Annotated in this window: 25 protein-coding genes and 1 pseudogene; 1 reads left to right on the top strand and 25 read right to left on the bottom strand. The window is 42.6% G+C overall.

The genetic code is table 11. From position 1 onward, the window contains the following. Nucleotides 1-17 precede the first annotated feature (17 nt). The 25 genes and pseudogenes from rpsM to yfeJ all read right to left on the bottom strand — a co-directional run bounded on the left by rpsM (nt 18) and on the right by yfeJ (nt 12,093). Nucleotides 18-374, bottom strand: a complete 357-nt coding sequence (gene rpsM, locus MKX14_RS08475; protein WP_000090816.1) for a 30S ribosomal protein S13 — start codon at nt 372-374, stop codon at nt 18-20. 106 nt (nt 375-480) lie between these two features. Further along, nucleotides 481-597 (bottom strand): 50S ribosomal protein L36, encoded by a 117-nt coding sequence (rpmJ, locus tag MKX14_RS08470; RefSeq protein WP_000867907.1) that lies wholly within the window; start codon nt 595-597, stop codon nt 481-483. A 20-nt stretch (nt 598-617) separates the two neighbouring features. Then, on the bottom strand, nt 618-1,937 hold the full coding sequence (gene secY / locus MKX14_RS08465) for a preprotein translocase subunit SecY (protein WP_170249219.1): 1,320 nt from the start codon (nt 1,935-1,937) through the stop codon (nt 618-620). Between the two features lie 45 nt (nt 1,938-1,982). Then, nucleotides 1,983-2,423 (bottom strand): 50S ribosomal protein L15, encoded by a 441-nt coding sequence (gene rplO, locus MKX14_RS08460; RefSeq protein ID WP_002116985.1) that lies wholly within the window; start codon nt 2,421-2,423, stop codon nt 1,983-1,985. Between the two features lie 3 nt (nt 2,424-2,426). Further along, nucleotides 2,427-2,603, bottom strand: a complete 177-nt coding sequence (gene rpmD / locus MKX14_RS08455; protein WP_000849088.1) for a 50S ribosomal protein L30 — start codon at nt 2,601-2,603, stop codon at nt 2,427-2,429. A 6-nt stretch (nt 2,604-2,609) separates the two neighbouring features. Beyond that, complete coding sequence (gene rpsE, locus MKX14_RS08450) at nt 2,610-3,107, bottom strand: 30S ribosomal protein S5 (RefSeq protein WP_001141025.1); 498 nt, start codon at nt 3,105-3,107, stop codon at nt 2,610-2,612. A gap of 2 nt (nt 3,108-3,109) precedes the next feature. After that, nucleotides 3,110-3,460, bottom strand: a complete 351-nt coding sequence (gene rplR, locus MKX14_RS08445) for a 50S ribosomal protein L18 (RefSeq protein WP_002049741.1) — start codon at nt 3,458-3,460, stop codon at nt 3,110-3,112. A 14-nt stretch (nt 3,461-3,474) separates the two neighbouring features. Continuing rightward, nucleotides 3,475-4,008 (bottom strand): 50S ribosomal protein L6, encoded by a 534-nt coding sequence (rplF, locus tag MKX14_RS08440; protein WP_002116801.1) that lies wholly within the window; start codon nt 4,006-4,008, stop codon nt 3,475-3,477. Between the two features lie 13 nt (nt 4,009-4,021). After that, entirely contained in the window at nt 4,022-4,417 is a 396-nt protein-coding gene (gene rpsH / locus MKX14_RS08435; RefSeq protein ID WP_002049732.1) for a 30S ribosomal protein S8, read from the bottom strand. An 11-nt stretch (nt 4,418-4,428) separates the two neighbouring features. Beyond that, nucleotides 4,429-4,734 (bottom strand): 30S ribosomal protein S14, encoded by a 306-nt coding sequence (rpsN, locus tag MKX14_RS08430; protein ID WP_002049689.1) that lies wholly within the window; start codon nt 4,732-4,734, stop codon nt 4,429-4,431. Between the two features lie 9 nt (nt 4,735-4,743). Next, complete coding sequence (rplE, locus tag MKX14_RS08425) at nt 4,744-5,280, bottom strand: 50S ribosomal protein L5 (RefSeq protein WP_002116961.1); 537 nt, start codon at nt 5,278-5,280, stop codon at nt 4,744-4,746. Between the two features lie 15 nt (nt 5,281-5,295). Then, a complete protein-coding gene (gene rplX / locus MKX14_RS08420; RefSeq protein WP_002116820.1) occupies nt 5,296-5,613 on the bottom strand; it encodes a 50S ribosomal protein L24 in 318 nt (105 codons plus the stop codon). 9 nt (nt 5,614-5,622) lie between these two features. Beyond that, entirely contained in the window at nt 5,623-5,991 is a 369-nt protein-coding gene (gene rplN, locus MKX14_RS08415; protein WP_001982634.1) for a 50S ribosomal protein L14, read from the bottom strand. A 92-nt stretch (nt 5,992-6,083) separates the two neighbouring features. Then, on the bottom strand, nt 6,084-6,341 hold the full coding sequence (gene rpsQ, locus MKX14_RS08410) for a 30S ribosomal protein S17 (protein WP_002116661.1): 258 nt from the start codon (nt 6,339-6,341) through the stop codon (nt 6,084-6,086). After that, a complete protein-coding gene (gene rpmC / locus MKX14_RS08405) occupies nt 6,338-6,535 on the bottom strand; it encodes a 50S ribosomal protein L29 (protein WP_000849928.1) in 198 nt (65 codons plus the stop codon). Before rpmC ends, rpsQ begins: the two co-directional genes overlap by 4 nt. Next, complete coding sequence (gene rplP, locus MKX14_RS08400; RefSeq protein WP_002049688.1) at nt 6,535-6,948, bottom strand: 50S ribosomal protein L16; 414 nt, start codon at nt 6,946-6,948, stop codon at nt 6,535-6,537. The genes rpmC and rplP overlap by 1 nt, the downstream gene beginning before the upstream one ends. Then, nucleotides 6,888-7,704 (bottom strand): annotated as a pseudogene (gene rpsC, locus MKX14_RS08395) (30S ribosomal protein S3). Before rpsC ends, rplP begins: the two are co-directional and overlap by 61 nt. Nucleotide 7,705: 1 nt before the next feature. Further along, nucleotides 7,706-8,035 (bottom strand): 50S ribosomal protein L22, encoded by a 330-nt coding sequence (gene rplV / locus MKX14_RS08390; RefSeq protein ID WP_001982638.1) that lies wholly within the window; start codon nt 8,033-8,035, stop codon nt 7,706-7,708. 11 nt (nt 8,036-8,046) lie between these two features. After that, nucleotides 8,047-8,322: a 30S ribosomal protein S19 gene (gene rpsS, locus MKX14_RS08385; RefSeq protein ID WP_001138119.1), complete on the bottom strand. Its 276-nt coding sequence runs from the start codon at nt 8,320-8,322 to the stop codon at nt 8,047-8,049. A 13-nt stretch (nt 8,323-8,335) separates the two neighbouring features. Then, entirely contained in the window at nt 8,336-9,160 is an 825-nt protein-coding gene (gene rplB, locus MKX14_RS08380; protein WP_002049686.1) for a 50S ribosomal protein L2, read from the bottom strand. An 11-nt stretch (nt 9,161-9,171) separates the two neighbouring features. Then, nucleotides 9,172-9,492: a 50S ribosomal protein L23 gene (gene rplW / locus MKX14_RS08375; RefSeq protein WP_002049693.1), complete on the bottom strand. Its 321-nt coding sequence runs from the start codon at nt 9,490-9,492 to the stop codon at nt 9,172-9,174. Continuing rightward, nucleotides 9,489-10,091: a 50S ribosomal protein L4 gene (gene rplD / locus MKX14_RS08370; RefSeq protein WP_002049755.1), complete on the bottom strand. Its 603-nt coding sequence runs from the start codon at nt 10,089-10,091 to the stop codon at nt 9,489-9,491. Before rplD ends, rplW begins: the two co-directional genes overlap by 4 nt. 11 nt (nt 10,092-10,102) lie before the next feature. Then, nucleotides 10,103-10,741 (bottom strand): 50S ribosomal protein L3, encoded by a 639-nt coding sequence (gene rplC, locus MKX14_RS08365; RefSeq protein WP_014207747.1) that lies wholly within the window; start codon nt 10,739-10,741, stop codon nt 10,103-10,105. 58 nt (nt 10,742-10,799) lie between these two features. Further along, nucleotides 10,800-11,111 carry a 30S ribosomal protein S10 gene (gene rpsJ / locus MKX14_RS08360; protein ID WP_000070912.1) on the bottom strand — a complete coding sequence of 104 codons (312 nt, stop codon included), beginning with the start codon at nt 11,109-11,111 and terminating at the stop codon, nt 10,800-10,802. 253 nt (nt 11,112-11,364) lie between these two features. Next, nucleotides 11,365-12,093, bottom strand: a complete 729-nt coding sequence (yfeJ, locus tag MKX14_RS08355; RefSeq protein WP_002116949.1) for a type 1 glutamine amidotransferase — start codon at nt 12,091-12,093, stop codon at nt 11,365-11,367. A gap of 168 nt (nt 12,094-12,261) precedes the next feature. Here yfeJ and metC point away from each other — a divergent pair, with 168 nt between their 5' ends. After that, a complete protein-coding gene (gene metC / locus MKX14_RS08350) occupies nt 12,262-13,452 on the top strand; it encodes a PLP-dependent transferase (RefSeq protein ID WP_240282246.1) in 1,191 nt (396 codons plus the stop codon). Nucleotides 13,453-13,457 lie beyond the last annotated feature (5 nt).

The following is a 13,457-nucleotide window of genomic DNA, read 5'->3' as shown; positions in this document are numbered from 1 at the left end:
TTTAGCTTCCAGAAATCTTACTTTTTAATCGGTTTGCGCGGACCTTTACGGGTACGTGCGTTAGTTTTGGTGCGTTGACCACGGACAGGCAAGCTGCGACGATGGCGAAGGCCGCGGTAGCAACCCAAATCCATTAAACGTTTAATGTTCATGGAAATTTCGCGACGTAAGTCACCTTCGGTAGGAACCTTAGCAACTTCTGCACGAATCGCATCAAGCTGAGCATCGTCCAACTCACGGATCTTAGTAGTTTCAGTAATACCAACTGTAGCTAAGATATTCTTAGCAGTGTGGCGACCGATACCAAAGATGTAAGTGAGGGAGATAACAGCATGCTTGTTATCCGGAATGTTTACACCGGCAATACGAGCCATTCACTTTCTCCAAAAAGGCAGTAGAGATAATCAACCGCCCCACAAAAATCTTGAGGGGCGGATATTAACCCAATTCGCCTACTGAAATCAACAGGTCTTGATTAGATTAACCTTGACGCTGCTTATGACGAGGTTCTGCGCTACAAATTACGCGAATAACCCCATTACGACGGATAACTTTACAGCTACCACAAATTTTCTTTACAGAAGCTTGTACTTTCATGATGAAACCTCTAAGTGCGCTTATCCCTTAGGATGAGCAGTCGTTTTTCTCATTAATGTTTGATTATCATATTGATGAGATGTTAAATGCGCTTGTAGCTGAGCCATAAAGTCCATAACCACGACAACTACGATCAATAATGAGGTACCACCCAAATAGAATGGAATCCCAAAAGAGCTTTGTAGAATCATTGGCATTAAACAAATGACCGTAATATAAATCGCACCAATAAACGTCAAACGATTAAGAATATGATCTAAGTAACGAGCAGTTTGCTCACCTGGGCGAATACCAGGCACATAAGCTCCGCTGCGTTTTAGATTTTCTGATACTTCCTTAGGGCTAAATACTAAAGCCGTATAAAAGTAACAGAAAAAGATAATTAACGCACCAAAGAGCACCAAATACAAAGGCTGTCCAGGCGACAATACTAAAGCTAAATCTTGTAAGCTGCTTTTAATAAAACCAGCATTTGGATCTGCACTTCCCACCCATTGACCAAGACTTGCTGGGAACAAGAGTAAAGAACTTGCAAAAATCGCAGGAATAACACCAGCCATATTAATTTTTAATGGCAAATGCGTCTGCTGTGCTGTAAATATACGACGCCCCTGTTGCTTTTGCGCATAGTTTACTGGAATGCGACGTTGTGCTTTTTCAATAAACACAATAGCTGCCAATACACCTAGAGACAAAAGACCAAAGATTACAAGACCAATCAAACTTGTCTGACCATTATCTACAGAAGAGATAGATTGCATAATTAAATTAGGCAAACCAGCAACAATACCTGCAAAAATAATCATTGAGATACCGTTACCAATACCTCTTTCTGTGATCTGTTCACCTAGCCACATTAGGAACATTGTTCCCGCAACCAAAGAAGTAACAGCTGGTACGTAAAATGCGAGGCCATTTGTCAAAGTAATACCTTGACCAATTAAGCCAGCACACATACCAACAGCCTGAACCACAGCAAGTAGTAATGTACCTTGACGCGTATACTGATTAATTTTACGCTTACCTTGCTCACCTTCCTTTTTCAAGGCTTCAAGTGATGGAATTACAGTAGACATTAACTGCACAATAATTGACGCAGAAATGTACGGCATAATCCCTAAAGCAAGAATAGACATTCGCTCTAAAGCACCGCCAGAAAACATATTGAATAGCCCAAGAATAGTTCCTTGGTTCGCATGAAATAAATTTTCTAACGCAGCATTATTAATGCCTGGTACTGGAATATGCGCTCCTAGTCGAAAGACCAGCAATGCACCGATTAGAAAACTCATCCGGCGAATAATTTCACGGTATTTCACGTGAAATGGCTGACCTTTCATCATGTTGACATGACCTGAAGAACTAGGAGACATAGACACTCGAGATTACTCCTCGACTTTACCGCCAGCCGCTTCAATCGCAGCTTTAGCGCCTTTAGTCAATGCAACACCTTGAACAGTGAATGCACGAGTGATTTCACCAGAAAGTACGATACGAGCACGAATTTGGTCACGACGAACAACATTCGCAGCTTTCAAAGTTTCTAGGCTAACGATGTCGCCTTCAACTTTGCTTAACTCAGATAAACGTACTTCAGCAGTTTTTAAAGCGATTTGGCTAGTGAAACCGAATTTAGGTAAACGACGATAAATCGCAGTTTGACCGCCTTCAAAGCCTGGACGAACGCCACCACTTTTACGTGATTTTTGACCTTTGACACCACGGCCACCAGTCTTACCAACGCCAGAACCAATACCACGGCCTAAACGACGGTGTTCACGTTTTGCACCTTCTGCAGGCGCAAGTTCATTTAAACGCAGAGTCATGGCTTATTCCTCTACACTAACCATATAGTAGACTTTGTTGATCATACCGCGGTTAGAAGGCGTATCTTGCACTTCTACAGTATGACCAATACGACGCAGACCTAAACCTTGTAAGCAAAGCTTGTGATTTTTCAAGCGATGTGAAGAAGATTTAGTCTGGGTAACTTTAATCGTTTTCATGATTGATTACCCTTGAATTTCTTCTACTGATTTACCACGTTTCGCAGCGACTTTCTCAGGAGAAGTCATATCACGCAAACCTTTGAAAGTTGCGTTTACTACGTTTGCAGCATTAGTAGAACCATAACATTTAGCAAGTACGTTATGTACACCTGCAGCTTCTAGAACGGCACGCATAGCGCCACCAGCGATTACGCCAGTACCTTCAGAAGCAGGTTGCATATATACACGGCTTGCACCATGACGAGCATTCACAGGGTGTTGTAAAGTAGTACCTGCAAGGTCTACAGTAATCATGTTGCGACGTGCAGCTTCAAGCGCTTTAGAAATAGCAGCTGGAACTTCACGAGCTTTACCACGACCAAAACCAACACGACCATTACCATCACCCACAACAGTTAATGCTGTGAAAGAGAAGATACGACCACCCTTAACAACTTTGGCTACACGATCAACGGCAACCAGCTTTTCAACAAGACCTTCGTTTTGTTCAACTTTAGCCATGATTAGAACTCCAAGCCGTTTTCACGAGCAGCATCAGCCAAGGCTTTGATACGACCATGATATTTAAAACCAGAACGGTCAAATGCAACTTTAGTTACACCAGCTGCTTTCGCACGCTCTGCGATTAAAGCGCCTACTTTAGTAGCCGCATCTACATTACCTGTAGTACCGCTACGTAAAGATGCATCCAAAGTTGAAGCTTGCGCTAAAACTTTGCCACCATCTGCTGAAATAACTTGAGCATAGATGTGACGCGGAGTGCGGTTTACACACAAACGAGTCGCACCCAATGCACGAATGTGCAAGCGTGTGCTTTTCGCACGACGCAAACGGGATTGTTTCTTTTCGTTCATAAGAACCTCGCGCCTTATTTCTTCTTAGCTTCTTTACGAAGAATGACTTCATCCGAATAACGAACACCTTTACCTTTATATGGTTCAGGAGAACGATATGCACGGATTTCTGCCGCTACTTGACCTAACAACTGCTTGTTTGCTGATTTCAAAATGATTTCAGTAGCAGTTGGAGTTTCCGCTGTTACACCTTCAGGTAAAGCGTAGTCAATTGGGTGTGAAAAACCAAGGTTAAGGTTTACAACAGTACCTTTAACCGCAGCTTTATAACCAACACCAACTAGCTGCAACTTACGTTCGAAGCCTTCACTAACCCCTTTAACAAGGTTATTCAATACAGCGCGAGCAGTACCAGCTTGCATCCAAGCATCTTTCGATTCTTTAACTGGAGCAAGTTGAAGTTTACCTTCTTCCTGTTTTAGCTCGACCAGCGCATGCAGGTTGAAAGACAATGTACCTTTGCTGCCTTTCACTTCGACCTGCCGGCCGTTCTGAGTAACTGCTACACCATTAGGTACAGTTACTGGGGCTTTAGCCACACGAGACATGAGGAATCACCTATTAAGAAACAAAAGCAATAACTTCACCACCAACGCCCGCAGCACGTGCAGCGCGATCAGTCATGATGCCTTTGCTTGTAGAAACAATTGCAATACCTAAACCTTGCTTAACGCTTGGAAGTTTATCTTTACCACGGTATTGGCGAAGACCTGGACGGCTTACGCGTTTAACCATTTCGATAACTGGTTTGCCTTCGAAATATTTTAAAGTAATTGTCAAAGTAGATTTTGTCTCTTCTTGAGCAACTTCTACATTTGAAATATAACCTTCTTGTTGAAGTACGTTTGCAATTGCAACTTTCAACTTAGAAGAAGGCATAGAAACAGTTTGTTTCTTAGCCATTTGTGCGTTACGAACACGTGTTAGCATGTCGGCAACGGTATCTTGCATACTCATTTAGTCGCTCCTTACCAGCTTGCCTTAACAACGCCTGGTACATCACCCTGCATTACTGTGTCACGTAATTTGTTACGGCTTAAACCGAACTTACGGAAGTAACCATGAGGACGACCAGTTAAACCACAACGGTTACGAAGACGTACCGGAGATGCATTACGTGGCAATGCTTGTAACTTTAACATCGCTTCGAAACGCTCTTCTTCACTTGCATTTACGTTTGCAATCGTAGCTTTTAATTCAGCACGTTTTGCAGCGTATTTAGCAACTGTTTTTTCGCGTTTCAATTCGCGATTAATCATACCTTTCTTAGCCATATCGACCTCTTATTTGAACGGGAAGCCGAATGCACGCATAAGCGCACGGCCTTCGTCATCGGTGCGAGCAGTCGTAGTAATAGTAATATCCATACCACGAATACGATCAATCTTATCGAAATCGATTTCAGGGAAAACGATTTGCTCTTTCAAACCCATTGAGTAGTTACCACGACCATCAAATGATTTCGAAGAGAAACCACGGAAGTCACGGATACGAGGGATTGCGATTGAGATCAAACGATCCAAGAATTCGTACATTTGGTCGCCACGTAAAGTAACTTTACAACCAATCGGCCAACCATCACGGATTTTGAAACCAGCGATAGATTTACGAGCAAGTGTAATTACTGGTTTTTGACCAGCAATTAATTGCATGTCGACTACAGCGCCATCTAATAATTTCTTATCAGTTGCAGCTGCGCCTACACCCATGTTTAGGGTAATTTTTGTGATGCGTGGAATTTCCATCACGTTCTTAATGCTAAGTTCTTCTTGTAACTTCGCTTTAAGTTCTTCGTTGTAACGTGCTTTAAGTCTGGCCATTGCCTTTTCAACCTATTACTTCGCTACCGCCACTGATTCACCATTTGATTTATAAACGCGAGTTTTCACGCCATCAATCACTTGGTAACCAACACGGTCAGCCTTCTGGGTTGTAGCATTTAAAATTGCCACGTTTGAAATATGAAGCGAAGCTTCTTGAGTAACGATACCGCCTTCAGCGCCAGTTACACGATTCGGCTTTTGATGCTTCTTCACTAAGTTAAGGCCTTCAACCTTAACGCGGTCTTCAGAAACAGACAATACAGTACCCTGTTTGCCTTTTTCTTTACCTGCGATCACGATAACTTGATCGCCTTTTTTAATCTTAGCCATGATTGCCTCTTATAGAACTTCAGGAGCCAATGAAATGATTTTCATGAACTGTTCAGTACGAAGTTCACGAGTCACTGGTCCGAAGATACGAGTAGCAATCGGAGCTTTGTTGTTGTTCAGGATAACTGCAGCATTATCATCAAAACGGATCACAGAACCATCTGGACGACGAATGCCGAATTTAGTACGAACTACAACCGCATTCATCACGTCACCTTTTTTAACACGTGCGCGTGGGATTGCTTCTTTTACAGTAACTTTAATAATGTCGCCAACAGAAGCATAACGACGATGTGAACCACCAAGTACTTTAATACATTGTACGCGGCGAGCACCACTGTTGTCTGCTACGTCGAGCATAGTTTCGGTTTGAATCATTGCCCTACTCCAAAACCGAGCATCACCGGTCACAATTTCGAAAGGCTCAAAGAGTACTCGAAATTGACCGATGATGCAACAAGAACGTCGAATTACTCAGCAGCTGCTTCAACTACTTCCACTAAAGTCCAAGCTTTAGTTTTAGAAATTGGGCGGCTTTCTTTAATGGTCACAACATCGCCAAGTTTAGCAACATTGTTCTCATCATGAGCGTGTAACTTAGTTGAACGGCGAATTGATTTGCCATACAACGGGTGTTGAACGCGGCGTTCGATAAGAACAACAATAGACTTGTCCATTTTGTCGCTTACTACTTTGCCGGTTAACGTGCGGACTGTTTTTTCACTCATTGTCCGTTCCCCTGTTTTTCGGTAAGGAGTGTCTTAATACGAGCAATTGTCTTACGAGCAACTTGCACTTCATGCGATTTACCCAACTGACCAGTTGCTTTCGCCATACGAAGACGGAATTGATTAAGCTGTTGCTCATCAAGCAAAGCTTTCAACTCTTCTACCGATTTTTCACGTAGATCTTTAGTTTTCATTACATTACCGTCCGAGTCACGATAGTGGTTTTAAACGGAAGTTTAGCAGCAGCTAAAGCAAATGCTTCACGCGCTAATTCTTCGTTCACACCTTCAATTTCGTACAGGATCTTACCTGGTTGGATCTGGCAAACCCAGTACTCCACGCTACCCTTACCTTTACCCATACGCACTTCAAGAGGCTTTTGAGTAATTGGTTTATCCGGGAATACGCGAATAAAGATTTTACCACCACGCTTAATACGGCGGCTAATAGTACGACGTGCAGCTTCAATCTGACGAGCAGTCATACGACCACGTTCAGTTGCTTTGATTGCAATCGAACCAAATGATACTGTACTACCACGATGCGCTAGACCAGTATTACGGCCTTTGTGCACCTTACGGAATTTGGTACGTTTAGGTTGCAACATGGATTATTCTCCCTTGTCAGCAGCACGGTCACCGCGACGACCACGACGCTCTTGACCTTCACCACGACCACGACCACGTTTAGCTGGACGATCTTCAGCAGGAGCAGGGTTCATGACTTGTTTCATGCCACCTAAAATCTCGCCACGGAAAATCCAAACTTTAACACCAATCGTACCGTAAGTTGTTTCTGCACGCATAGTTGCATAGTCAATGTCTGCACGTAGCGTATGTAAAGGTACACGACCTTCACGATACCATTCTGTACGAGCAATCTCTGCACCACCTAAACGGCCAGACACTTCAACTTTGATACCTTTAGCACCAGCACGCATAGTGTTTTGAACCGCACGCTTCATAGCACGACGGAACATTACACGCTTTTCTAATTGAGAAGCGATTGCTTCAGCAACTAAACGCGCATCTAAGTCTGGGCGATCAATTTCGTTGATACTTACTTGCGCTGGAACACCCATAATGCTGGTAAGTTCGCGCTGTAATTTCTCAATATCTTCGCCTTTTTTACCGATTACGATACCAGGACGAGCTGTGCTAATAGTTACTTTAGCAGCGCCTGATGGACGTTCGATAAGAATGTTGCTTACCATCGCATTCTTAAGTTTTTTAGTTAAAAACTCACGAACTTGAAGATCTTTAAGCAAGTATTCAGCGTATTGTTTCGGATTCGCATACCAGTTAGCGTTATGACGTTTCACAACACCTAGGCGGATACCGATTGGATGAACCTTCTGACCCATATCAAACCCCTACCTTAACGGTGATGTGACAAGTACGCTTAGTAATACGATCTGCACGGCCTTTAGCACGTGGCATAATACGTTTAAGGCTCATGCCTTCGTCAACGTAAATCGTAGATACTTTAAGATCGTCAACATCTAAACTGTTATTGTGTTCAGCGTTTGCAATCGCAGATTCCAATGCTTTTTTTACTAAAACAGCAGCTTTTTTATTGCTGAAGTTTAAGATATTTAAAGCATGCGCAACAGATTTGCCGCGAATAAGATCTGCAACCAAACGTGCTTTCTGTGCCGAGATAGCGGCACCGCGTAATTTAGCAGTTACTTCCATCATGACACCTATTAACGTTTAGATTTCTTGTCAACACCGTGACCACGATAGGTACGAGTTGGCGCGAATTCACCGAGTTTATGACCAACCATATGCTCAGTAACAATTACTGGAACGTGGTTACGACCATTATGAACAGAAATTGTTAAACCAACAAAATCTGGAAGGATCATCGAACGACGAGACCAAGTTTTAATCGGCTTGCGAGAGTTACTAGCAACAGCCGCTTCAACCTTAGCGAACAAGTGCGCATCGACGAATGGGCCTTTTTTCAGAGAACGAGGCATTAGTCAGATTCCTTTACTTGACGCGACGGTCGCGAATAATCATCTTAGTCGTACGCTTATTGGTACGTGTCTTGTACCCTTTAGCTTTTTGACCCCATGGGCTTACAGGTTGAATACCTTTGTTACGCCCTTCACCACCACCGTGCGGGTGATCAATCGGGTTCATCGCCATACCACGTACGGTAGGACGAACACCACGCCAGCGCGAAGCACCAGCTTTACCCAATGAACGAAGGTTGTTTTCTTGGTTAGAAACTTCACCAATTACAGCGCGGCATTCAACATGTACTTTACGCATTTCGCCTGAACGAAGACGAATAATTGCGTAAGAACCATCACGACCCAACAACTGAACAGAAGCACCAGCAGAACGCGCTAATTGCGCACCCTTACCAATTTTAAGTTCAACGTTATGAAGTGTAGAACCGATCGGCATATTACGAAGTGGCAAGCAGTTACCTGGACGAATTGGAGCATCGTTACCAGATTGTACTTTATCGCCAGCACGTAAGCCTTTAGGTGCGATGATATAACGACGCTCACCATCAGCATATTTCAACAAAGCAATATGTGCTGTACGGTTTGGATCGTATTCAATACGCTCTACAACAGCTGGGATGCTGTCTTTGTTACGTTTAAAGTCAACGATACGGTAGTGTTGTTTATGACCACCACCAACGTGACGAGTAGTAATGTGACCGTTGTTATTACGACCACCAGTACGTTTTTTAGCTTCAACCAACGGTGCGTAAGGAGCGCCTTTGTGAAGATGGTCATGAACCACTTTCTCTACAAAGCGACGTCCTGGAGACGTTGGCTTACATTTTTGAATCGGCATAATTTTCGTCCTTATTCCGCTGCGCTTTCAGCGGTATCGCCCAAGTCAGCCATTTCAACATCTTGGCCAGCTTTCAGGGTGACGTATGCTTTTTTAACATCAGAACGGCGTCCCAATGTACGACCAAAGCGCTTAGTCTTACCTTTAGTAATAGTTGTGTTAACTTTAACAACTTCTACACCAAAAAGTTTTTCAACTGCTTTTTTGATTTCAAGTTTAGTAGCATTGATGTCTACTTTAAATACTTGAACACCAACAGTATCACCTAATACTTGTGCCTTTTCTGAGAAGACTGGTCCTTTTAGGACTTGATAGATACGTTCGTTGTTCATCCGAGTTCTACCTCAATTTTCTTAGCAGCAGCTACAGACATCACAACTTTATCAAACGCGATCAAGCTTACAGGATCGATTGCAGTTGCATCCACCACATCTACATGCGGAAGGTTGCGTGCTGCAAGATATAAGTTCTCATCTACAGCGTCAGTAACGATTAATGCACGAGCAGCATTTAAGTCGTTAAGCTTTGCAAGCAATTCTTTAGTTTTTGGAGCTGCAACAGCAAACTCTTCAACTAATACAAGACGATCTTGGCGAACAAGTTCAGCTAAGATACATTGCATTGCACCGCGGTACATCTTACGGTTTACTTTTTGAGACCAATCTTGTGGACGAGCAGCAAAAGTTTTACCACCACCAACCCAGATAGGGCTACGAATAGAACCCGCACGAGCACGACCAGTACCTTTTTGACGGAATGGCTTTTTACCACCGCCAGAAACGTCTGCACGTGATTTCTGAGCACGAGTACCTTGACGACCACCTGCTAAGTAAGCAGTAACAACTTGGTGTACAAGAGCTTCGTTAAATTCACGTCCGAAAGCAACTTCAGACAATTCAACAGCAGAGCCGGAAACAGTTTTCAAATTCACGGTATTTCCCCTCAGGCCTTGATGGTAGGACGTACAATCACGTCACCGCCAGTTGCACCAGGAATTGCACCTTTAACAACTAAAACAGAACGTTCAGCGTCAATAGATACGATTTCAAGACCTTGTACTGTTACGCGTTCATCACCTAAGTGACCAGCCATTTTCTTGCCTTTGAACACGCGTCCAGGAGTCTGGTTTTGACCTGTAGAACCTAATACACGGTGAGAAACTGAGTTACCGTGAGTAGCGTCTTGAGTACGGAAGTTCCAACGTTTAACACCACCTTGGAAACCTTTACCTTTTGATTGACCAGTTACGTCAACAATTTGACCAACTGCGAACAAATCAACGCCAATAGTACCGCCAACTTCACGGCCTTCAAGCTCAGCTTCAGTAACACGGAACTCTTTAACTAAACGACCAGCAGCAACACCAGCTTTCGCGAAGTGACCTTTCTGAGCGTTAGTTACGCGAGATTCGCGACGTTCACCAGTAGTTACTTGAACAGCTTGATAACCATCAGTTTCAAGTGTTTTGATTTGCGTAATGCGGTTTGGATCGACTTCGATGACTGTAACAGGTACAGAAACACCTGCATCTGTAAAGATGCGAGTCATACCACATTTGCGACCGACTAAACCAATAGCCATGTGCATAAACCTCTAAAAAAGCGGCCTAATTAACTTAGAAGTTAATCAACCGAAAGCCTTAACCCAAAGCGATCTGAACATCAACACCAGCCGCAAGATCTAATTTCATCAATGCATCAACAGTTTTATCTGTAGGTTGAACGATGTCGATCAAACGTTTATAGGTGCGGATTTCGTACTGGTCACGCGCATCTTTGTTAACGTGCGGTGAAGTAAGAACGTTGAAGCGTTCGATGCGAGTAGGCATCGGAATTGGACCACAAACTTGTGCGCCAGTACGCTTAGCGGTTTCTACGATCTCTTGAGCAGATTGATCAATCAGACGATGATCAAAAGACTTCAAACGGATACGAATTCTCTGGTTAGACATACCAGTAAACTCCAAGCCAAACATATAAAGAATCACCCTTGACGCATCTCACCCATTGGTAAGTGTCAAAGGCAGTGAAAATCACTAAGGTCATGATCGATGCCACGACTGTAATGCACATTTACTACTTTCTTCGCAGTAAATGCCCCTCCTTTTGAGGGTCGCCCATTATAACGATTGTTTAAGTCTTATGCAATTCTCTTTTTCTATTTTTTGTTCAAAACGCACTTTAACCTAGTATTCTCAACTCACTCTAGGCATTTATGACAAACTCAATCGCTTTATTTAAGAGTTGATTACCTTGTTCAAATTTTTGTGCTTCTGAATATTGTAGTTCACTCACAGGCTGAACATATTCCCCATTAAAAATAGATAGCTCTTCTTCATTTTCAAGCAAGAGTTCTAACGTTGCTGGTGTCATTTCTGGATGAAATTGAAAACCAAGCACATTTTTTCCAATTTGATACATCTGATTACGACAAGCTATATTCTCAGCTAAGTGTATAGCACCTTTGGGTATTTCAAATGTTTCACTATGCCACTGCATCACCTTTATCTTTTCAGGTAAAGGAAAGCTGTCTTGAGGTAAATTTGCCACCCTCTGAACTGTCGACCAGCCAAGTTCCTGATAGCGGTTTCGACTGACTGCGGCGCCTAGTGCATTAGCAATTAGCTGCCCACCCAAACAGAGACCTATTGCAGGCTTTCCAGCTGCTAAGTAACGACGCAACCATCTTTTCTCTATCTTAAGCCATGGATAATTCGCTTCATCATTTACACTCATGGTGCCACCCATGACTAATAATAAGTCAACCTCATCAATTTGTGGTAAAGCTTCTATTTCAAGTGACCGATCAACCGGAAGTGCAAAAAACTCCGTAGAACTAATAGTCGCGTGGTGAGCTTTTAAAAATGAATAACAACTCCCAAAACCCTCACCCGCGATATGTTGAAAATAATGAACTCTTAAATGCGACTTCATGCGCTTAAACCTATTGTTGTTAGAATGTTGTAGTGGTCTTTGCAAAAATAAAGCCAAGTTTTTGTTTTATAGGTCTACTGTAACGAAACGTCTTACAAAACTTTATAAATCTAGCGAAGAATTTAAATTTCTCTTAATCTAACTTTATCATTTAAAACATAACGCACTATGAAAAAGCATAACGATTTCCAGACTCGTCTCATTCATGCCCCAAGAAAGGCTCCGCAATTCATTGAAACAGTGCAACCTCCCTTATTTCGCGCATCAACTATTATTTTCAAATCAACTTCGCACCTTTTTGATCGTCACTGGACGGATAAGTATGACTATAGCTATGGAACACATGGCACCCCTACTACATTCACCTTAGGCGACAATATTGCGCAAATTGAAGGTGGTTTGCATTGTTTGCTTGCACCGAGTGGCCTATCCGCAATTAATATTGTGAACTCAGCATTTTTAAGCACTAATGATGAAGTATGGGTTCCAGACAATATTTACGGGCCAAATCTAGAACATTTAACTTATCTACAAAGTCAATATGGCATTATTGTTAAAGTATATAACCCCATTGACGCTGCAAGTTTTCAACCCACCGAAAGAAGTAAACTATTATGGTTAGAAGCTGCAGGTTCGGTTACTTTAGAGTTTCCTGATCTTAAAAATCTAGTCAAAAAAGCTAAGAAACATGGTGTATTGACTGCTCTAGATAATACTTGGGGAGCTGGGCTTGCGTTTAATGCTTTTAATTTTTCTGATGAACATCTATCAGTCGATTTAACCGTTCACGCACTAACAAAATATCCAAGTGGTGGTGGTGACATTTTAATGGGCAGCATTGTAACTCGTGATGAGAAACTTCATCACCGCCTATTCCGCACACATGCCATTTTAGGTATTGCAGTTTCAGGAGATGATGCGGCTCAAGTTCAACGCAGCCTTGCTCATATGTCTTTACGCTATGCACAACAGTCAGCCAATGCTCAAACTTTACTTAAGTGGCTAAAGGACCAACGCCAATTTACACAAGTTCTACACCCAAGTGATGAATCCTCACCAGGCCATCAATACTGGCAAGAAATATGCACAACTGATCAAAGTGCAGGTTTAGTGAGTGTTATTTTTAAACCTGAATATGACATTACAGCAGTACGTCGTTTCTGCGATGCATTAGAGTTATTTAAGCTCGGTTTTAGCTGGGGTGGACCCGTTAGCCTGATTATGCTTTATGATTTAAAAATGATGAGAAAACTTGAGAATACACATTTACAACAAGGATTATTGGTTCGATTCTGTATAGGACTAGAAGATCCGCAAGATTTGATACAAGATATCGAAAATGCACTGAAACAACTGTAAAACGA

The organism is Acinetobacter pittii (assembly GCF_022449185.1).
Classification (GTDB): Bacteria; Pseudomonadota; Gammaproteobacteria; order Pseudomonadales; family Moraxellaceae; genus Acinetobacter; species Acinetobacter pittii_I.
The sequence above is the reverse complement of the archived record's forward strand: the minus strand, read 5'-3'. Positions and strand labels throughout refer to the sequence as shown.

Bases quoted from the DNA above. Each gene is read 5' to 3' on its own strand.
- rpsM (WP_000090816.1), bottom strand. From the start codon at position 374: ATGGCTCGTATTGCCGGTGTAAACATTCCGGATAACAAGCATGCTGTT.
- rpmJ (WP_000867907.1), bottom strand. From the start codon at position 597: ATGAAAGTACAAGCTTCTGTAAAGAAAATTTGTGGTAGCTGTAAAGTT.
- secY (WP_170249219.1), bottom strand. From the start codon at position 1,937: ATGAAAGGTCAGCCATTTCACGTGAAATACCGTGAAATTATTCGCCGG.
- rplO (WP_002116985.1), bottom strand. From the start codon at position 2,423: ATGACTCTGCGTTTAAATGAACTTGCGCCTGCAGAAGGTGCAAAACGT.
- rpmD (WP_000849088.1), bottom strand. From the start codon at position 2,603: ATGAAAACGATTAAAGTTACCCAGACTAAATCTTCTTCACATCGCTTG.
- rpsE (WP_001141025.1), bottom strand. From the start codon at position 3,107: ATGGCTAAAGTTGAACAAAACGAAGGTCTTGTTGAAAAGCTGGTTGCC.
- rplR (WP_002049741.1), bottom strand. From the start codon at position 3,460: ATGAACGAAAAGAAACAATCCCGTTTGCGTCGTGCGAAAAGCACACGC.
- rplF (WP_002116801.1), bottom strand. From the start codon at position 4,008: ATGTCTCGTGTGGCTAAAGCCCCAGTAACTGTACCTAATGGTGTAGCA.
- rpsH (WP_002049732.1), bottom strand. From the start codon at position 4,417: ATGAGTATGCAAGATACCGTTGCCGACATGCTAACACGTGTTCGTAAC.
- rpsN (WP_002049689.1), bottom strand. From the start codon at position 4,734: ATGGCTAAGAAAGGTATGATTAATCGCGAATTGAAACGCGAAAAAACA.
- rplE (WP_002116961.1), bottom strand. From the start codon at position 5,280: ATGGCCAGACTTAAAGCACGTTACAACGAAGAACTTAAAGCGAAGTTA.
- rplX (WP_002116820.1), bottom strand. From the start codon at position 5,613: ATGGCTAAGATTAAAAAAGGCGATCAAGTTATCGTGATCGCAGGTAAA.
- rplN (WP_001982634.1), bottom strand. From the start codon at position 5,991: ATGATTCAAACCGAAACTATGCTCGACGTAGCAGACAACAGTGGTGCT.
- rpsQ (WP_002116661.1), bottom strand. From the start codon at position 6,341: ATGAGTGAAAAAACAGTCCGCACGTTAACCGGCAAAGTAGTAAGCGAC.
- rpmC (WP_000849928.1), bottom strand. From the start codon at position 6,535: ATGAAAACTAAAGATCTACGTGAAAAATCGGTAGAAGAGTTGAAAGCT.
- rplP (WP_002049688.1), bottom strand. From the start codon at position 6,948: ATGTTGCAACCTAAACGTACCAAATTCCGTAAGGTGCACAAAGGCCGT.
- rplV (WP_001982638.1), bottom strand. From the start codon at position 8,035: ATGGAAGTAACTGCTAAATTACGCGGTGCCGCTATCTCGGCACAGAAA.
- rpsS (WP_001138119.1), bottom strand. From the start codon at position 8,322: ATGCCTCGTTCTCTGAAAAAAGGCCCATTCGTCGATGCGCACTTGTTC.
- rplB (WP_002049686.1), bottom strand. From the start codon at position 9,160: ATGCCGATTCAAAAATGTAAGCCAACGTCTCCAGGACGTCGCTTTGTA.
- rplW (WP_002049693.1), bottom strand. From the start codon at position 9,492: ATGAACAACGAACGTATCTATCAAGTCCTAAAAGGACCAGTCTTCTCA.
- rplC (WP_014207747.1), bottom strand. From the start codon at position 10,741: ATGGCTATTGGTTTAGTCGGTCGCAAATGTGGTATGACTCGCATCTTT.
- rpsJ (WP_000070912.1), bottom strand. From the start codon at position 11,111: ATGTCTAACCAGAGAATTCGTATCCGTTTGAAGTCTTTTGATCATCGT.
- yfeJ (WP_002116949.1), bottom strand. From the start codon at position 12,093: ATGAAGTCGCATTTAAGAGTTCATTATTTTCAACATATCGCGGGTGAG.
- metC (WP_240282246.1), top strand. From the start codon at position 12,262: ATGAAAAAGCATAACGATTTCCAGACTCGTCTCATTCATGCCCCAAGA.